This is a genomic window from Nocardia sp. JCM 38205, from assembly GCF_058222935.1.
In genome coordinates, this window is sequence record NZ_JBYHFL010000005.1 from 524370 (window position 1) to 542993 (window position 18624).

An 18624-nucleotide genomic window follows, 5' to 3' on the forward strand; every position below is an offset into this window, starting at 1 on the left:
CCGATACTCAACCCGCGAGCCCCACCCGCCGGACCGTCGAATACCCGTGCGCCGCCGCCACTTCCGGCGACAGCAGACGCCCGGCGTCCGCGGTGAGCCCGTGGGCCAGCCCCGGGTCGGCAGCGCAGGCGGCCTGCCAGCCGTCGGCGGCGATGGCCCGGATATAGGGCAGTGTGGCGTTGGTGAGGGCGACGGTCGCGGTGTGCGGGACAGCGCCCGGCATATTCGCCACGCAGTAGTAGAGCGAGTTCGCCACGCGGAAGGTGGGATTCGCGTGCGTGGTCGGATGTGAACCGGCAAAGCAGCCGCCCTGGTCGATGGCGACGTCGACCAGGACCGAGCCCGGCCGCATGCCCGCGACCAGCTCGCGCGAGACCAGTTTCGGCGCTCGCGCCCCCGGCACCAGCACCGAACCGATCACCAGATCGGCGGCGAGCACGGCCCGTTCGACTTCGGCGGCATTGGAGGCGATGGTCGTCAGCCGTCCACCGAACCGGTCGTCCAGTGCCCGCAGCCGGTTCAGGTTGGTGTCGAGAACGCTCACCCGCGCGCCCATCCCGGCCGCGACGGTGGCCGCGTTGGTGCCGGCGACCCCGCCGCCGAGCACCACCACATCGGCCGGACGGACCCCCGGCACACCACCCAGCAACACTCCCGCACCGCCCAGCGGGGCCATCAGGTGGTAGGCGCCGACCTGGGTGGCCAGCTTGCCCGCGACCTCACTCATCGGCGCAAGCAGCGGCAGGGTGCCGTCGGGTGCGCGCACGGTCTCGTAGGCGATCGCGGTGGTCCCCGAGCGCAGGATCGCGTCGGTACACTCGCGCGACGCCGCCAGATGCAGATAGGTGAACAGCACCTGCCCGTCACGCAGCCGGTGATATTCCTGCGCGATCGGCTCCTTCACCTTCAGCACCAGCTCCGCCGACGCCCACACCGCATCCGCGTCGGGCACCATGCGCGCCCCGGCCGCGACGTAATCGGCATCGGGAAATCCCGAGCCCGCGCCCGCCCCGGCCTGCACCGCTACCTCATGCCCACGCCCGACGAGGTCCGCGGCGCCCGCAGGCGTGAGGGCCACCCGGAACTCCTGCTCCTTGACCTCCCCCGGCACACCGATCCTCATACCGCCATCGTGGCCCAGATGGACCCGGCGTGCCATGAACCCGGCCCTGATGTCGCAACCTGCCCGCAACCATGCCCCGCTCGGCCCCGATTCTGATCATGGCGCCCAGATGATGAGCCCGGAGCACCGCCCACGCCTACACCCGGAACCGTTCACCCGGGCATGGACTCCCCGCTGCGATTGCCTCACGACCCCGGGCTACCCGCCGCGCCCTGTTCCGGGCACCGACCTCCGCGGGCGACCCGATAAGTTGCTCGGCATGAGGATTGAAATCGACGGGATCGCCCCTGAGGTCGACGCGACCGCCTTCATCGCGGTGAACGCCACGCTGATCGGCCGCGTGCACATCGCCGCCGAAGCGAGCATCTGGTACAACGCCGTGCTGCGCGGTGACGGCGAGCAGATCACCATCGGCGCGCGCAGCAATATCCAGGACGGCTGCGCCGTGCACACCGACCCCGGTTTCCCGGTGGTGGTGGGCACCGGAGTCTCGGTGGGGCACAACGCGATCCTGCACGGGTGCACGGTCGAAGACGATGTGCTGATCGGCATGGGCGCCACCGTGCTCAACGGCGCGGTCATCGGGGCCGGCAGCCTGATCGCGGCCAACGCGCTGATCCCCGAGGGCGCGCAGATTCCGCCGGGTTCCCTGGTCGCCGGCGTACCCGGCAAAGTGCGCCGTGAGCTCACCGAAGATCAGCAGAATGGCATTCGCCTGAATGCGCTCGCCTACTTGCATCACAGCGGCACACATCGCAACGCAAAAGTGCTGTGATACCCGCCACACTGATCAAGCGTCCAGTAGGATCCGCTGCTAGCATTTTCGGCAGTGCGCCCACTCTATCGGGCTACTCCACCCGCCCCGGCCGATCATCGGTTCGGTCCACGGTGTTCCGGTAAGCCCCATGGCGCGGCGCGCTGTCGAGCAGGAGGTAAGTCCGTGGCGTACAAGCAGTCCAGTATGCACCGGCCTAAGGGGCGGATCAGTGTGGCCGATATCGCGGCCCAACCCGGCGGTATCGAGGCGCTCCAGCGCCGCGTGCACGAATTGCGTTCCAGTGGGGTGGATTTCGCGGCCAACGCGATCGAAAAGGAAATGGCCGAATTCGATCTGCCGCGGCACTGAACTACGCGGCGCCGAGCTCGGCGCATAATTGCGGGCAACGAACGCACCGCCGCGACGGCCGTGATGCCGTGCGCCGTCCCCGTGGAGACTCGATGCCGACCGTCCCGCCCATCCTGCAGCGCATCCTCGACAAGCCGGCTGCCGACAGCGAAGCGCTGCTGGAAAGCGCGCTGTCGGCGTTCCTGGATTTCGGGATCAAGCGCACCAGCATGGGCGAGATCGCGCGCCGCGCCGGGATCAGTCCCGCCACCCTCTATCGCCGTTTCGAATCGAAGAACGATCTGGTCGAGGCGGTGAGTGTGCGTGAGGCACAACGATTCGTCGCCGATATCGATGCCAGGGTGCGCACCGTGGCGGGCACCGAGAACCAGCTGGTGGAGATCTTCGTCGCGTTCATCGCCGCCATCGCGGGCAATGAACTGCTGCGCAGGCTTCTGCGCACGGAACCGGAGTTGGTCCTGCCCCGGCTCACCACCGACGCGGGTCCGGTGCTCGCGGTCGGCCGCACCTATCTGGCCGCGAAGCTGCGCGAACTGCGCGATGCCGAGGCAGCCGCCGATTTCGACGCCGACCTGGTCGCCGAGATCATGGCCCGGCTGGCCCAGTCGCTGGCGCTGACCCCGGACGGGCTCATCCCCCTCGACGACGAGGACGCCGCCCGCGAATTCTCCCGCCGCACCCTGCTGCCGATGGTCGGCGTCCGCCCGAGCCGCTAGCGCGCCGGCCGGGATCGAACAGACACCGGCAACGTGCACCGGCAACGGCAGCATCGAATACTTTGCCCGCACAACGCGAACAGGCCCCGGGATGCCCGAGGCCTGTTCGTCGCCTACCGAATCGATCTCAGCCGATCACAGTGGAATGTTCTTGTGGTGGCTCTTGCGCGCGGGCGCCGACGCCAGCGCCGCCGCGATGACGCTGCGGGTCTTGGCCGGGTCGATCACCTCGTCCACCACGCCGATGGCGATGGCGCGCTCCACGCCGCCCGCGATGGCCTCGTGTTCGGCGGTGAGACGTTCGTGCAGCGCCTCCCGCTCTTCCTCGGGCGCGGCAGCCAGCGCTTTCTTGTGCAGGATGCCGACCGCGGCCTTGGCGCCCATCACGGCCACCTCGGACCCGGGCCAGGCGTACACCGCGGTAGCGCCGAGCGAGCGGGCATTCATCGCGATGTAGGCGCCGCCGTAGATCTTGCGGGTGACCAGCGTGACGCGCGGGACCCGAGCCTCGGCGAACGCGTGCAGCAGCTTCGCACCACGCCGCACCACGCCTTCCCATTCCTGGCTCACGCCGGGCAGGTAACCGGGCACGTCGGTGATGACGACCAGCGGGATACCGAACGCATCGCACAGCCGCACGAACCGCGCGGCCTTCTCGGCGCTCTCGGAGTTCAGGCATCCGCCCAGCCGCAACGGGTTGTTGGCCAGCACACCGACCGTACGCCCGCCCAGCCGACCGAGACCGGTCACCATCGAGCGCGCGTAGCCGCCCTGCAATTCCTCGAAGCTGGACTCGCCGTCGACATTGTCGAGCAGCTCGTGCACCAGCGGCTTGACGTCGTAGGCACGCTTGGCCGACTCCGGCAGCATCGCCTTGAGGTCCACATTGCCGTGCTCGGCGGCGACCAGATCGAATTCGCCCTGCTCGGCGAACATCGACACCAGCCGGCGGGCGCGGTGCATGGCATCGGCCTCGTCGTCGGCGACGATATGGGTGACGCCGGACTTCTTGCCGTGGGTCTCCGGGCCACCGAGGGTGGCCATGTCGACCTGCTCGCCGGTGACGCTGCGCACCACGTCCGGGCCGGTTACGAAGACGCGGCCCTCCGGCGCCATGATTACGATGTCGGTCAGCGCCGGACCGTAGGCGGCGCCACCCGCGGCGAAACCGAGCACCACCGAGATCTGCGGCACCAGACCGGAGGCGCGGACCATGGCCTCGAACACCAGGCCGACCGCGTGCAGGGCCTCGACACCCTCGGCCAGCCGGGCGCCACCGGAATGCCACAGACCGACCACCGGAATACCGGAGTCGATGGCGGTGTCGATCGCGTCGACGATGTGCTTGCAGCCCTCGACACCCATCGCGCCACCCATGACGGTGGCATCCGAACAGTAGGCGACGGTGCGCACACCATCGACCTCACCGATCGCCGCCAGCACGCCGGACTTGTCGCGCGGATGGAGGGGAAGAATGGTTCCTGGATCGAAGAAACGCTGGAGCCTGCCCAGCGGATCACGCGGATCTGTGGCGGTGTCCTGCTGATACGCGGGTGCCAAGATTGTCATCGCGTCTCTCCTCAATGATGGTGGCCGCGCTAGCAGCTGCGAAGGTCGAGGGCCCGGCGGGGGTCGAGCCATTCAGTTGGCCAACCCCCACCGGGTTCGTCGATCAGTCGGACGGGTCTCGGATCAGGCCCGGCCGAAGGCGAGCGCGACATTGTGCCCACCGAATCCGAAGGAGTTGTTGATCGCGTACTCGATCTCCTGGCGGCGGGCTTCGCCCTTCACCACATCGAGGTCGATCTCGGGATCCTGGTTCTCCAGGTTCAGCGTCGGCGGAACGATGCCGTCCCGGATGCTGAGCACGGTGAGCACCGACTCGAGGGCGCCGACGGCGCCGATCGAGTGACCGAGTGCTGATTTGGGCGCGTACACCGAGGCGTGGTTACCCACGGCCTTGTTGATCGCCTTCGCCTCCGCGGTGTCACCGATCGGGGTGGCAGTCGCGTGGGCGTTGATGTGGGTGATGTCCTTGGCGGACAGACCCGCGGTCTGCATCGCCCTGGTCATGGCGCGCGCGGCGCCGGTGCCCTCGGGATCGGGCGCGACCAGGTGGAAGCCGTCGGAGGTGATGCCTGCGCCGAGCAGGCGGGCATGGATGGTGGCCCCACGTGCCTTGGCGTGCTCCTCGGTCTCGATGACCATCAGCGCACCGGCCTCACCGAAGACGAACCCGTCGCGATCCTTGTCGAACGGACGCGAGGCGCCCTTCGGATCGTCGTTGCGGGTGCTCATCGCACGCATCATGGAGAACGCGGCGATCGGCACCGAGTCGATGTAGCCCTCGACACCACCGGTGACGACGATGTCGGCATCGCCCATGGCGATCATCCGCCACGCGTTGGCGATGGCTTCCGAACCCGACGAGCACGCCGAGACCGGAGTGACCACTCCCGCCCTGGCCTTCAGCTCGAGACCGACAACGGCCGACGGGCCATTCGGCATGACCATCTGAACAGCCAGCGGCGAGATCTTGCGATAGCCGCCGTTCTTCAGCTTGTCCACCGAATCGATGAGTGCGTCACCGCCACCGAGCCCGGTGCCGATGGCCACACCCAGCCGGTCGGGATCGACCTCGGGGCTGCCCGCGTTGCGCCATACCTCGCGACCGAGCACGGTCGCGAGCCGCTCGACGTAGGCCATGCGCCGGATCTCGACCCGGCTGAGCAGGGTGTCCGGCGAAACCTTCAGGTGGCCGCCGATGCGGACCGGAAGGTCGTATTCCTCGACGAAGGAATCCTCGAGAACGTCGATGCCGCTCTCGCCGTTGAGGAGTCCCTTCCACGTCGCATCGACGTCGCCCGCGATCGACGTGGTCGCCGCCAGGCTCGTTACGACGACGTTGGGGAAGTTCCCGTTCAAGGTGGAAGGAGTGGTCACGGTGTCGGCCCTACTCGGCGTTGTCGAACTTGGCCTTGAGCTCCGCGGCGGCGTCAGCGTTCTCCGCCTCGAGCTTCTGGATGTAGGAGACGGCGTCGCCGACCGTCTTCAGGCTGGCCAGATCCTCGTCCGGGATCTTCACGCCGTACTTGTCCTCGGTCTGCACCGCGATCTCGACCATGGACAGCGAGTCGATGTCCAGGTCATCGACGAAGGACTTCTCGATCGTCACCTCGGAGGGCTCGATACCGGTCACCTCTTCGATGATCTTGCCGAGTTCCTCGACGATTTGTTCCTGGGTCAGAGCGGCCACTTTGGTGGCTCCCTTCTTGTTACTGTGTAGGGCTTCACTGTTTTTCTTCGGATCGAGCGGGCGGAAAGTTACGCCAACTCGGTCACGACCGGGCTTCATCTTCGAAGCACGATCGCGGGTGGAAAGCTAGCCGGAGCCGGTGAGCTCGGCCAAGGTGGGGAGGTCAGCGGGGGTCTTCAGCGCAAGCGTCGGCGTGCCCTTCAGTTCCCGTTTGGCAATTCCGACGAGGGTGCCCGCCGGCGGCAGTTCCACCACCGCCGAAACGCCGGCCTGCCGGACCGTTTCGGTGCACAGGTCCCACCGGACGGGCCGGGTGACCTGCGCGGCGAGCTTATCGACCGCGTCCTGACCCGAGGCGACCGGCTTACCGTCGAAGTTCGACAGCAAGGTCCGGGTCGGCTCGTTGGGCGCGATCTTTGCCACAGCTGCGGTGACCGCGTCCTGGGCCGGAGCCATGTACGCGGTGTGGAACGCGCCCGCGACGGGCAGCGCGCGAACCCGGGCCTTTTCCGGTGGGTTCGCGGCGAGCTCGGCGAGAGCGTCCAGGGCGCCCGCGGCCACGATCTGGCCGACCGCGTTGCGGTTGGCCGGGACGAGGTCGAGTTCCGCGAGCCGTTCGAGCACGGCGGCTTCGTCGCCACCGAGCACGGCGGACATTCCGGTCGGTTCGAGCGCGCACGCCTTGGCCATTTCCGCACCGCGGATGGCGGCCAGGGTGACCGCGTCGTCGGCGGAGATGACTCCGGCGACGGCGGCGGCGGCGAGTTCGCCGACCGAGTGTCCGGCGACGATGGTATCGGCCGGAAGCGTTTCGGTGTCGATTTCGGCGAAAGCGAGCAGCGCGGCAGCGACGACCAGCGGCTGGGTGACCGCGGTGTCGGTGATCTCTTCGGCCGTCGCGGTGGTGCCGAGACGAACCAGGTCCAGACCGGAGGCCTTCGACCACAGCGCGAGACGGTCATGCGCGCCGGGGAGGTCGAGCCAAGGTGCGAGCATGCCGGGTGTCTGGGAGCCCTGTCCAGGGGCGAACAACGCGATCACATCTCTAAGAGAACACTGTGAGGCGGCTCTCGGGAGATGTCGACGCGAATGAAGCTTGCGGACCCGTTTTGTGTGAACTCCACAAAACGCCACGTGGCTCGCCCGGATCGACGCAGCCGTCGATCGCGTTACAGCCCATCTCCGTCGGTCGAGACGTAAGTGGCCTCAGATACTGGAGTGGACGATTCGTTACGAGTTCGTGTCAAACGACCTACTGTGGCGGCAATCCGGAGCACGTACGCATCCCGCGGATTGAGCGGATCACGCCCGGTGATCTCACCGATTCGTTTGAGGCGGTAGCGAACGGTATTTGGATGGACGTACAGCTGACGGGCACACGTCTCGACCGCTCCACCACAATCCAAGTAGGCATCGAGAGTGTCCGCCAGCGCCGATCCGGCCGCGGCCAACGGAAGGACAAGATACTCGTTCAGCGCCTCGATCGCAGCTCGGTCCCCCAGCAACGCCCGTTCGGGTAGCAATTCCGAGGCGTGCACCGGCCGCGGGGCGCCTCGCCAGCCGATCACCGCCTCCATACCGGCCAGTGCCTCCAGTGCGCTGGCATGCGCGGCGCCCAAGGTGCGCGTGGTCGGTCCGATCACCACCGGACCGTCGGAGAACACCTCGTTCAACAGATCCGACAGGAACGACGACACCTGGGCGGTGTCGTCGAGATGCCCGCTGACCACCATCACCAACCGTGAACCCTGCACCACCGCCAGCGCGGCGCGTCCGTGCCTGGCGGCGATGGTGTGCACCCCACCGACCACCGAGACGCCCTGATCGCGCGGCGGGGTCCCGACGAGCACGGTGGCGGGCGCGGTGGCGTCCCAGTTGAGCGTGGCGGCCCGCGACAGCATGTCCGGGCCGGTGTCGCCGCGCACCACGGCGTCGACGACCAGCGCCTCCAACCGGGTATCCCAGGCGCCACGGGATTCGGCGGCGCTGGCATACACCGAGGCGGCCGCGAAACCGAGCTCACGCCCGTATCGCAGCACCGCCTCGGTGAGCGCCACCAGCTGCCGGTCGTTGCGCGCCAGCGCGGGCAGCCACTGTTCGAAGAACTCCATGGCCACCCGGACCATGTCCACGGTCTGGCGCAACGTCAGCCGCCGCGCCAGATCCTGCGGGATCACCTGGAAGGCGTCCAGGCTGAACCGGATATCGCTGTCGGGATCCTGCAACCACTCCAGGAAGTTCACCACCGCGGTCTGCACCAGCATCTGGACGCCGGCCCGCTGCGCGGCGTCCAGATCGGCGAAGAACGGCAACCTGTCCTGCATCGACCCGACAGCCTCGGTGGACAGCCGCCCCGAGAACTGCTTCACGCGTTTGAGCAGCGTGTCCGGGAGCGGGTCGCGGGTCTGCCGGTTCGGTGAGAGCGCGCCGGTCGGCAGATACACCTCGTGCTCGGAGGAGCCGTCGGAGATCCGTCGCGGCCGCGGCGGTTTTCGATCCACCCTCTAATGGTGCGCTATTCGGTTTCTCCGTCCGCGCCCGCCACCGGCTTCGGCGCGGCGTCGACGTCGTCGATGCGGTAGCGCTGCGCCGCCTCGGCGAGCACCGACTGCTCGACCTTGCCCGCCCGCACCAGGGCCTCCAGCGCCGCGACAGCGATGGATTCGGCGTCGACATTGAACACCCGGCGCGCGGCCGGACGGGTGTCGGAGAAGCCGAAACCGTCGGTGCCGAGGGTGACGAACTCACCCGGCACCCACTGACGCACCTGATCGGGCACCGCGCGCATCCAGTCGGTGGCCGCGATATAGGGGCCCTGGACCCGAGACAGCGCCTCGGTGACGTACGGCACGGCCGCGTCGGTGCCGGGCGCGCGCAACGCCGCGATCTCCTTGGCCAGCGCTTCCTTGCGAAGCTCACCCCACGACGTCACCGACCACACATCGGCGGCCACCCCCCATTCGGCGAGCAGTTCCTGCGCGCGCACACCGTCGGGCACGGTGACGCCGGAGACGAGGATCTGCGCACGCACATCACCGTCGGCACCCGGCTTGTACAGGTAGATACCCTTGAGCAGCCCGGCCACGTCCAGGTTGTCCGGCTCGGCCGGCTGCTGGTACGGCTCGTTGTACAGGGTGATGTAGTAGAAGACGTTCTCGCCGCCGAACACATCGGCCTCGTCGCGGGTGTGCGACTCGATCCCCGGCATGGCGTACGGGCCGGTGTCGGGCTTACCGCCGCCGTACATCCGGCGCAGGCCGTCACGCACGATGTGGGCGATCTCGAACGCGAACGCCGGATCGTAGGTGACCACGGCCGGGTTGGTCGAGGCCAGCAGCAGCGAATGCCCGTCGTTGTGCTGCAGGCCCTCGCCGGTGAGCGTGGTGCGACCGGCGGTGGCGCCGAGCACGAACCCACGCGCCAGCTGGTCAGCGGCCGCCCACAGGCCGTCACCGGTGCGCTGGAACCCGAACATCGAATAGAAGATGTAGAGCGGGATCATCGGCTCACTGTGGGTGGCGTATGAAGTGCCCGCCGCGGTGAACGACGCGGTGGAACCGGCCTCGTTGATGCCCTCGTGCAGGATCTGGCCGACCGTGCTCTCCTTGTAGGCCAGCATCAGTTCCGCGTCGACCGAGGTGTAGAGCTGGCCGTTGCGGTTGTAGATCTTCAGCGACGGGAACCACGAGTCCATACCGAAGGTGCGGGCCTCGTCGGGAATGATCGGCACGATCCGCTTGCCGATCTCCTTGTCCCGCAACAGCTCCTTCATCAGCCGCACCAGCGCCATCGTGGTGGCGACGTTCTGCTTGCCGGAGCCCTTGCGCACCGAGCGGTAGGCCTCGTCACCCGGCAGCTTCAGCGGCTTGGCCGTGGTGCGCCGCTCGGGCAGGAACCCGCCAAGCGCCTTGCGCCGATCCAGCATGTACTGGATCTCGCGGGCCTCCATACCGGGGTGGTAGTACGGCGGCAGGTACGGATCCTTCTCCAGCTCGGCGTCGCTGATCGGGATGCGCTGCAGGTCGCGGAAGTCCTTGAGGTCCTGCAACCTCAGCTTCTTCATCTGATGGGTGGCGTTGCGGCCCTCGAAGTGCTTGCCGAGGGTGTAGCCCTTGATGGTCTTGGCCAGGATCACCGTCGGCTGGCCCTTGTGCGCCATCGCGGCGGCGTAGGCGGCGTAGACCTTGCGGTAGTCGTGGCCACCGCGCTTGAGGTTCCAGATCTCCTGATCCGACAGATCCGCCACCAGTGCCTTGGTGCGCGGATCGCGGCCGAAGAAGTGATCGCGCACGTAGGCGCCGTCATTGGCCTTGTAGGTCTGATAGTCGCCGTCGGGAGTGGTGTTCATCAGATTCACCAGCGCGCCGTCGCGGTCGGCGCCGAGCAGCGCGTCCCACTCGCGGCCCCAGATCACCTTGATGACGTTCCAGCCCGCACCGCGGAAGAACGACTCCAGCTCCTGGATGATCTTGCCGTTGCCGCGCACCGGGCCGTCCAGGCGTTGCAGATTGCAATTGATGACGAAGGTCAGATTGTCCAGACCCTCGTTCGCCGCGACCTGGATGAGCCCGCGCGATTCCGGCTCGTCCATCTCGCCGTCACCGAGGAAGGCCCACACGTGCTGATCGGAGGTGTCCTTGATGCCGCGATCGTGCAGGTAATGATTGAAACGCGCCTGATAGATCGCGTTCATCGGACCGAGGCCCATCGACACCGTGGGGAATTCCCAGAAGTTGTCGAGCAGGCGCGGATGCGGATACGACGGCAGGCCCTTACCGGGACCGCCGTGGCTGTATTCCTGCCGGAACCCGTCCATCTGATCGGTGGACAGCCGGCCTTCCAAGAAGGCGCGGGCGTAGATACCGGGCGAAGCATGGCCCTGGATGAAAATCGAATCGCCGCCGCCGGGATGATCCTTGCCGCGGAAGAAATGATTGAAACCGACCTCGTACAACGCCGCCGACGACGCGTAGGTCGAAATATGGCCGCCCACGCCGATGCCGGGGCGCTGCGCGCGATGCACCATGATCGCCGCATTCCAGCGAATCCAGGCGCGATAGCGGCGCTCCACCTCTTCGTCGCCGGGGAACCACGGCTCGTTCTCGGTGGGAATGGTGTTGACGTAATCGGTGGAGGTCAGCGCGGGAATGGAGACCCGGCGCTCACCGGCACGCTCGAGCAGGCGCAGCATCAGATAGCGCGCACGCCCCGGGCCCTCCCGGTCGAGCATGTCGTCGAAGGATTCCAGCCATTCGCTGGTCTCCTCCGGATCGATATCGGGCAGGTAGGACGCCACGCCTTCGCGGATCACCCGGACCCGTTCGCCGGTCTGACGGCCGGCGGACGATCCGTTCGCGTCGCGGGCACCGGGCGGCGTGGAATCGGGTACAGCGGGTTGCGCTGGAGCGGAAGAGTGGATCAGGTCGGTCAAATCTGCTCCTCGTACATGGGGCGGACAAGCTGATGGCGTCTGTTTCCCCGGGCGGCCACTCTGGTGGGCGGACCACCCGTTTACGAAAGTCCGGGCGCACCCTCCATCCTTGCCGAGGATGCGTCCCAGGTCATCATGTCAGCTACAAATCCAGTACGGTTTCTCCTCGACGGGTTACTCGGCAGTTTCCGGTGTGGACCGGTGTTCGGGGGCTGCCCGGATATCGACCAGAACACGAGAAATGAGAGCGGGGAGGACGATGAAACTGCTGGACCCACGCGGGGTCGGGCTGGTGTGCGCGGCCGCAGCGCTGATCGCGGGAGCGACGATCGCGGGCTGCTCGAACAGCGTGGACGGCACCGCCGCGCCCAATGCCGCCGACCTGTCGGCCTACAAGACCTATGCGGCGTCGTCCTCGGCGGCGGCCACCTCCTCACGCAAGGCGGCCGCGCAGGCCAAGGCCATCGCCGACAACTGCGGCCAGTTCCCCGTCATCACCGGCGTCGGGGTCAGCAAATACAACGAGTTCGTCGACGCGCACGACTCGAACGCCCCCGATTACGACGCCAAGCGCGATACCGCGGCGACCACCCTCGAAGACGCCGCCAACAAGGTCGAGGCGGGCGTCAACGCGGCCAAGGACGATCTGCCCGAAGACCTGAAGGGCAAGCTCACCGAGTACGTCACCGCCGCGCGGGCGTTGGCGCAGGCCACCAGGGGTATGCACTACACCGCGCCGGTGGGCCCGCTCAACGACGCCAGCCGCCGGGTCAACGACGCGCGCAACGCGGTACGTGACGACTGCTCGGCGCGCTGATCGCACTGGATTTCCCGCGACATCCGGTGGCCAATTCATCGGATCGGCTTGCGTTGCGGCCGATAACCATGTTCGCTTGCACCTACCTGTAGTCGGCATATTGAGGAGGACACCACCGTGGTCGCCGCGGCGGACGCGCAGAATTTCGCTCAGAAGCTTGGCATCACCCACGGCTTGGTCGTCCAGGAGCTGGGCTGGGACGAGGACACCAACGACGACCTTCGGGCCGACGTCGAGGAAACCATCGGAACGGAACTGCTGGACGAGGATTCCGACGAGGTCATCGACGTCGTGCTGCTCTGGTGGCGCGACGGTGACGGCGACCTGGTCGACGAGCTGATGGAGGCGATCGGACCGCTCGCCGACGACGGTTTCATCTGGGTGCTCACCCCCAAGACCGGCCAGCCCGGCCATGTCGATCCCAGCGAGATCGCCGAGGCAGCCCCCACCGCGGGCCTGACCCAGACCTCGGCGATCAGCCTCGGCGATTGGGCGGGCAGCCGCCTCGTCCAGCCGAAGGCACCCTCCAAACAGCGCTGACCGGCGTTTCACCTAAGGTTGCGGCCGGGCGATGTGTACGCGCCGCCCGGCCGGGCCCGACATGATGGAGGATCAGCGATGCCACTCGAGGTAGGCACCCTCGCGCCGGACTTCACGCTGAAGGATCAGAACAACCAGGAAGTCAGCCTGTCGGATTTCCGGGGCAAGAAGAACGTGCTCGTGGTGTTCTTCCCGCTGGCGTTCACCGGCATCTGCCAGGGCGAGCTGTGCAAGGTGCGCGACGAGCTGCCCAAGTTCCAGAACGACGACGCCGAGATCATCGCGATCTCGGTCGGCCCGCCGCCCACCCACAAGATCTGGGCCGCCGAACAGGGCTACACCTTCCCCCTGCTGTCCGATTTCTGGCCGCACGGCGCCGTCGCCCAGACCTACGGCGTGTTCAACGAGAAATCCGGCTACCCCAACCGCGGCACCTTCGTCGTCGACAAGGACGGCTACATCCGTTTCGCGGAGATGAACGCCCCCGGCGAGCCCCGTGACCAGGCAGCTTGGGAGAAAGCGCTCGCCGCGCTAGATTCATAACCCGTCGCCGCCGGTTACCCACCGGCAGCGCCCGGGCGTATAGCTCAGTGGTAGAGCTCTGGTTTTACACACCAGCGGTCGGGGGTTCGAACCCCTCTGCGCCCACCGGCACGCCCTCGGTCTCCCGCAGACCGGGGGCGTCTTGAATTGCGAAGCCCGCCGGCTAACGGTCCCTCACACGGGCGCGCCCCCGCTGGGTCCACGGCCGTGCACCGAACCCCTGACCGCGCCCACGCGAAAACCTGCGATAGATCTCCGTAACCGGACGCCGCAGCGCGGAAGTCGTTGCGCCGGGAGGCAATTGCGATAAGGATGGCGGAATGAGCACGGTGTCGGTGTCGACCGAGCTGCCGATTTCCGCCGAGGAGGCCTGGCGGCTGGCGCAGAAGCCGGAGATGTTCGAATACGTTCTGGCGCCGATCATTCGGATGACCGGACTGAACCTGCCGGAACGGCTGGAGGCGGGCGCGTCGGGGGTGGCGCGGATGTGGATGTTCGGCGTCATCCCCGCGTGGACCCACCACATGACCGTGGTACGGCTCGAACCCACCGAGATCTACACCAACGAGCACGGCGGCCCGGTGCGCGTCTGGAACCATCGCCTCACCTTCACCCCACTCGGCGGCAACCGCTGCCGCTACACCGACGAGATCGAGATCGAAGACGGCTGGCGCGCATTCGGCCTACGGCAGTTCGTCACGTTGCTGTTCCGGCACCGACAGCGCCGCTGGCGCACGTTCGCCGGGATCATCGCCGGCTGAGTGCAGCACCGCACGCGCGCCCACAGATTCAGCTGATCCGGTTTCCGCGCACGCCCTCCGCTCACCGCGGCGAGCGAACAACCTCCGCCACCCAATCGGCGTTGGGTTCGATCGCATACGGCTTGGTCGATCGACGATCGGTCCAGCTCGGTTCCAGAAAGGTTTCGGCGGCCCAGCAGGTGTGCCGGTAGAACCAGCAGTGATCGGCGGTGGTCTGGACCTCGGACCTGCGGACGATGACCCAGCCGCTGCCGTCGGCGCGCAGGCAATGGCTGCGGCCGTCGTCCGGACACTGCTGCGGGGTAAAACCGGCGGCCTTGTTCAGGACCTCGGGTTTGCCGTTGTTCTCGTTCTCACCGGCCAGCACCCGCAGGCGGTTCACCGGGAGAACCGAGCGCATGTCGCCGCCGTAGCCGGTGGTCCACACCGCGCGCACCCGCGGGTCGTGGTTGGGCGCCAGGTGAGCGACCGCACCGCCTTGGCTGTGTCCCCAGGTGGCGATACCGAGATCGCAGTCGACGGTGTCCAGCGCGCAGGCCGCGCGGAGCAGGCTGCGCGGTTCGTGCGGCGCGAACAGGCAGCGGGTCTGGTTTCCGTGATCGCCGGCCAGGGCGAGCACGGTGTTGTCGTAATCGACCATGAGGGCGACGAAGCCGCGGCGTGCCATCGCCGCGGTCACCGCGTTCGCGGCGGGGATATTGCCGAGCAGATCGGCCTGGGGGTCCTTGCCGAAATTGGTGCCGACGAAGTACAGGAACAGCGGATGGCGGTGGCCATCCGCCGACGCCGGCTCGAATCCGCGCGTCTGATATTCCCGTCGGCAGTCGGCGCTGTTGTCCACGGTCCCCGCGTATGTCGGCGGCAGCGCGATCTCCCGGATCGCCTCCCAGTCCTGCGCCGAAGCCACGCCCACCGGGCCGGAGCAGCCGAGCAGCAGGGCAACCAGGCCCAAGAGCGTCATCCGCCAGCACGAACGCCCAGCTGCGCGAGCGCGCGCGTCACCATTGAGCACCAGTTCGTTCGCCACGGCGCCGAGCCTAGTTGCGCCCCTGCGGAGTTCCGGTCCTACGCGCCGAGAGACGAGTCCTTTCTCGACAGCCGACACCCGATTCACCACGGCGGGCGGCCGACCCCACGGCACCACCACCTCGGCGCGAGCTTCTCGGTCGATCGTCCGCCCGGCCGAGCGCGGCGGCTCACCGTGTGGCCGGGCTCCGTTCGTCCGCGGGCGCTTCCTGCACCGCAGGCGAGGCGGGCTTCCCGCGTAGCTGTGCCGACCGCGCGAATGCGATCCACGCCAGCATCAGCAACGCCACCCACACGTAGGCGTCGCCGACCACGTGCTGCCCGATCGACCAGCCGAGCTCCCGATCCTCACCCTGCGGCACGTTCTCGTGCGGGGCGATGTAGAACACCCAGGCGGCGGCGATCACAGCCAGCGAGCAGGCGATCGCGGCCTGGCGTGGCAGCCGGCTCGCGTACGCGGCCATGATCAGCAGACCGGGCGCCACCCACACCCAGTGATGCGACCACGAGATCGGCGACACCAGCAGGGCGAGCAGCGCGTTGGCGAACAGCGCCAGCGGCGGCACATCGGCCACCTTGCGCATGATCGTGTACACCAGCACCAGCGCCAGCGCGGCCAGCACCAGCCACAGAGCGGTGAAGGCGATACCGGAGATCCCGAAGCGGGCGAGCACGCCCTGGATGGACTGGTTGGTGTGGAACACCGATCCGGACAGTCCGGACATGTTGCCGCCGCCGAACCAGTATTCGAACGATTCGCGCGGCAGCACCGCGAAGGCGAGGGCGGTGACCGTCGCGCCGGTGGCGGCGGCGGTAATCGCGGCCTTGTAGTCACGACGCACCAGGAAGTACAGCACGAACGCGGCCGGGGTCAGCTTGATCGCGGCGGCGATACCGACCAGCACACCGCGCGGCCACTTGGTCTTCTCGGGCAGGCAGTCGGCGGCGACCAGGCCCATCAGGATCAGGTTCACCTGACCGAAGTCCAGCGTGGACACCGTCGGCTCGAGCAGCAACGTCAACGGCAGCGCGGTCGCGGCCGCCCACCAGCCGAGGCCACGCTGGTGCGGCCACATCCGGCGGGCCACCAGGAACAGGGTCAGTGCGAGCGCGGCCACCGAGACCGTGAAGTAGCTGACGACGGCCACATTCCACGGCAGCAGCGCGAACGGTGACAGCGCGAGCGCCGCGAAGGGCGGGTAGATGAACGGCAGGCCGATGCCGAACGACGTTTCCGGCAGATCGCCGTACAGGTCGCCGCCATCGCGCAGGGTGTCGATGCCGATCCGGTAGACCTCGAGATCGATGAAGCCTCGGGAGATGTGATCCGACAGCCAGAAGGCGACGACGATCGCGAGCAGCACCGGAATACACCACGGCACTACCCGGACCCACCGTGTGGGCGATGTGAGCAGACTATGTGTCATAAGGAGGGGTGTGTGTTGTGTGGCCCCGGACTCGGCTGGGCGTCGTTCCCTGTCGATCCTGCTTCCCGGCGTGTTCGGATTCCGACCACCTCCCCACTGCTCGACGACCTCGGCAACCATACACAAACGTGGCCTGTCGATGGGAACGAGGTGCGTCCGGCCCGCGTCAGGTCAGCCCGTGCTCGTAGGCGAAGGCGGCGGCGGCGGTTCGCGAGGTGACACCGAGCTTGGTGAAGATATTGGACAGATGCCGCGCTACCGTCTTCTCGCTGAGCACGAGCGCGGACGCAATGTCGGTATTGCTGTGTCCGGCTGCCACCAAACGCAGCACCTCGAGCTCACGGGGCGACAGGCCGGCCGGCGCACGCGGGGTCAGCAGTGCGGTGACCTCGCGTTCGGCGGGCGCGGCGCCCAGTTCGGCGAAGACCCGACGCGCGGCGGCGAGTTCCGATCGGGCCGAATCCTCATCGCCGAGCGCTCGCAGCGCTCGACCGATATCGACCTGGCAGCGCGCCGTCTCGTACGGAGCCCCGAGCTCGGTCCAGATGCGGACCGCGCGACGCAGCTCCGGAACGGCCATGGCGCAGTCGCCGCGCGCTATCGCGACGCACCCGGCGGCCCGCGCCGCCATCGCATGCAATGGCGCGCAGCCGAAGTTCGCGGCGATCTCGGCCAGCTCGTGGCTCAGCGCCGCCGCTTCGTCCGTCTCCCCTGCCGCGAGCAGGATGTCTATCGCCGCGGGCAGTAGCCGGCAGCGGTGCACCGGGTCCGCCGCTTCGGCGACCAATCTGCGCACCGCTCCGAGCGCGGCGGCGGTACGGCCCCGGATCGACCAGAGCAGTGCCAGCCCGGGCTGTGGCTCATGCCCGTAATCGATCGCCCCGGTGTAAGCGTCGCCGGCCTCGTCGAACGCGCCGCGGATCCGCAAGACATCACCGCGCTCGGCCAGCGCAAGACCGGCTGCGGCCGGTGACTGGGCGATGAGGTAGCGGCGGACCGCCAGGGCGAACTCCTCGAGGGCTGCCTCGTAGGCGCCGTGCAGGCGCATCAGCTGCCCGCGGTGCACCGCGCATTGGCCGGTGAACAACACCAGGCCGGGTTGGTCGGCGCACCAGTTTGTCAACGCCACTGTCCATTGCTCCGCCCGGCCCAGGTCCGAGATCTCCTGGCAGGCCTCGATCATCGAGCAGTAGATGTGCCCGGCGAACATCGTCGAGACGCCGCCTGCCGCGATGCATGCCATCGCTTCGTCCATCAGCGCGAGCCCGCCCCGCACGTCCCCGCCGTACAGTGCCAGCCTGCCGTGCGCCGACAGGCCCATCGCGGTCAGGTCGGGGTCGCCGTAGCGGCGACCGTAGTCGATGATCTTGTCGGCGCATGCGGCCGCGGCCGGGTATTCACCGGCGAAGACGTTGCGCAGCATCACCGAAACCAGCACATAGCCATGTTCGACGACATCGTCGCCCACCTCGTCGAGTAGGCGCCGGGCCCGGCCCACCCAGCCGCCGGAGACCGCCGATTCGCCGGCCATCAGCAGGGTCTGTGCCAACCAGAACGCGCACCGGACGGCGGCGAGCCGATTGCCGTCGTCCACGTGCAGCTGATAGGCCCGCTGCATCGCCTGGATGCTGTCGTTGGTGTGGCCTGTGAGATAGGCGGCGGTGGCCAGCCGGGCGAAATCGTCGCCGCGCAAGGCCTCGGCGTCCGAGCCGGACAGCGCCTCGAAAGCCGCCACCCATTCCCGCCGCTCGTAGGCCTCACGAGCCTGCCGCAAACTGTCGACAACGCTCATAGCGCATCACCTGTTACAGGACGATACGCGCAGTTCGGCGCCGCGGTGGGCTCGCTGAGCGAGGCC

The 18624-nt window shown here is 67.8% G+C and carries 17 protein-coding genes and 1 tRNA gene; 8 read left to right on the top strand and 10 right to left on the bottom strand.

Annotated features, from left to right (window positions below):
- Positions 1-7: 7 nt before the first annotated feature.
- On the bottom strand, positions 8-1123 hold the full coding sequence (ald, locus tag AC4HOU_RS21270; RefSeq protein ID WP_163814156.1) for an alanine dehydrogenase: 1116 nt from the start codon (positions 1121-1123) through the stop codon (positions 8-10).
- Between the two features lie 259 nt (positions 1124-1382).
- Between ald and AC4HOU_RS21275 the strand changes: the two genes are divergently transcribed.
- The 3 genes from AC4HOU_RS21275 (at position 1383) to AC4HOU_RS21285 (ending at position 2965) form a co-directional block, all read left to right on the top strand.
- Entirely contained in the window at positions 1383-1898 is a 516-nt protein-coding gene (locus tag AC4HOU_RS21275; RefSeq protein ID WP_195007254.1) for a gamma carbonic anhydrase family protein, read from the top strand.
- 186 nt (positions 1899-2084) lie between these two features.
- Positions 2085-2249 carry a hypothetical protein gene (locus AC4HOU_RS21280; protein ID WP_218586424.1) on the top strand — a complete coding sequence of 55 codons (165 nt, stop codon included), beginning with the start codon at positions 2085-2087 and terminating at the stop codon, positions 2247-2249.
- A 92-nt stretch (positions 2250-2341) separates the two neighbouring features.
- A complete protein-coding gene (locus tag AC4HOU_RS21285; protein WP_490725033.1) occupies positions 2342-2965 on the top strand; it encodes a TetR/AcrR family transcriptional regulator in 624 nt (207 codons plus the stop codon).
- A gap of 135 nt (positions 2966-3100) precedes the next feature.
- On the opposite strand, the gene AC4HOU_RS21290 is transcribed toward AC4HOU_RS21285, so the two are convergent.
- The 6 genes from AC4HOU_RS21290 to aceE form a co-directional block, all read right to left on the bottom strand.
- Positions 3101-4534 carry an acyl-CoA carboxylase subunit beta gene (locus AC4HOU_RS21290; RefSeq protein ID WP_163814153.1) on the bottom strand — a complete coding sequence of 478 codons (1434 nt, stop codon included), beginning with the start codon at positions 4532-4534 and terminating at the stop codon, positions 3101-3103.
- 123 nt (positions 4535-4657) lie between these two features.
- Complete coding sequence (locus tag AC4HOU_RS21295; RefSeq protein WP_163814152.1) at positions 4658-5908, bottom strand: KasA/KasB family beta-ketoacyl-ACP synthase; 1251 nt, start codon at positions 5906-5908, stop codon at positions 4658-4660.
- A 10-nt stretch (positions 5909-5918) separates the two neighbouring features.
- The gene (gene acpM / locus AC4HOU_RS21300; RefSeq protein ID WP_014349925.1) at positions 5919-6221 is read right to left on the bottom strand and encodes a meromycolate extension acyl carrier protein AcpM; all 303 of its coding nucleotides are present in this window, start codon (positions 6219-6221) and stop codon (positions 5919-5921) included.
- 126 nt (positions 6222-6347) lie between these two features.
- On the bottom strand, positions 6348-7262 hold the full coding sequence (locus AC4HOU_RS21305) for an ACP S-malonyltransferase (RefSeq protein ID WP_163814151.1): 915 nt from the start codon (positions 7260-7262) through the stop codon (positions 6348-6350).
- Between the two features lie 128 nt (positions 7263-7390).
- Complete coding sequence (locus AC4HOU_RS21310; protein WP_375139400.1) at positions 7391-8692, bottom strand: PucR family transcriptional regulator; 1302 nt, start codon at positions 8690-8692, stop codon at positions 7391-7393.
- Positions 8693-8736: 44 nt separating this feature from the next.
- Positions 8737-11532 (bottom strand): pyruvate dehydrogenase (acetyl-transferring), homodimeric type, encoded by a 2796-nt coding sequence (gene aceE, locus AC4HOU_RS21315; protein ID WP_490725074.1) that lies wholly within the window; start codon positions 11530-11532, stop codon positions 8737-8739.
- A gap of 379 nt (positions 11533-11911) precedes the next feature.
- On the opposite strand from aceE, the gene AC4HOU_RS21320 reads away from it, so the two are divergent.
- From AC4HOU_RS21320 to AC4HOU_RS21340, 5 genes are all read left to right on the top strand, one after another.
- A complete protein-coding gene (locus tag AC4HOU_RS21320; protein ID WP_163814150.1) occupies positions 11912-12469 on the top strand; it encodes an Rv2240c family protein in 558 nt (185 codons plus the stop codon).
- Positions 12470-12586: 117 nt separating this feature from the next.
- Complete coding sequence (locus AC4HOU_RS21325; RefSeq protein ID WP_014349920.1) at positions 12587-13009, top strand: DUF3052 domain-containing protein; 423 nt, start codon at positions 12587-12589, stop codon at positions 13007-13009.
- 78 nt (positions 13010-13087) lie between these two features.
- Positions 13088-13552 (top strand): peroxiredoxin, encoded by a 465-nt coding sequence (locus AC4HOU_RS21330; RefSeq protein WP_014349919.1) that lies wholly within the window; start codon positions 13088-13090, stop codon positions 13550-13552.
- 33 nt (positions 13553-13585) lie between these two features.
- Positions 13586-13657 (top strand) — tRNA-Val (locus tag AC4HOU_RS21335).
- A 215-nt stretch (positions 13658-13872) separates the two neighbouring features.
- Positions 13873-14313, top strand: a complete 441-nt coding sequence (locus AC4HOU_RS21340; RefSeq protein ID WP_163814149.1) for an Rv1443c family protein — start codon at positions 13873-13875, stop codon at positions 14311-14313.
- 61 nt (positions 14314-14374) lie between these two features.
- On the opposite strand, the gene AC4HOU_RS21345 is transcribed toward AC4HOU_RS21340, so the two are convergent.
- The 3 genes from AC4HOU_RS21345 to AC4HOU_RS21355 form a co-directional block, all read right to left on the bottom strand.
- On the bottom strand, positions 14375-15340 hold the full coding sequence (locus AC4HOU_RS21345) for a hypothetical protein (RefSeq protein ID WP_490725034.1): 966 nt from the start codon (positions 15338-15340) through the stop codon (positions 14375-14377).
- 169 nt (positions 15341-15509) lie between these two features.
- Positions 15510-16703: a glycosyltransferase family 87 protein gene (locus AC4HOU_RS21350; protein ID WP_280499784.1), complete on the bottom strand. Its 1194-nt coding sequence runs from the start codon at positions 16701-16703 to the stop codon at positions 15510-15512.
- A 229-nt stretch (positions 16704-16932) separates the two neighbouring features.
- Complete coding sequence (locus AC4HOU_RS21355) at positions 16933-18558, bottom strand: LuxR C-terminal-related transcriptional regulator (protein ID WP_490725035.1); 1626 nt, start codon at positions 18556-18558, stop codon at positions 16933-16935.
- Positions 18559-18624: the final 66 nt, after the last annotated feature.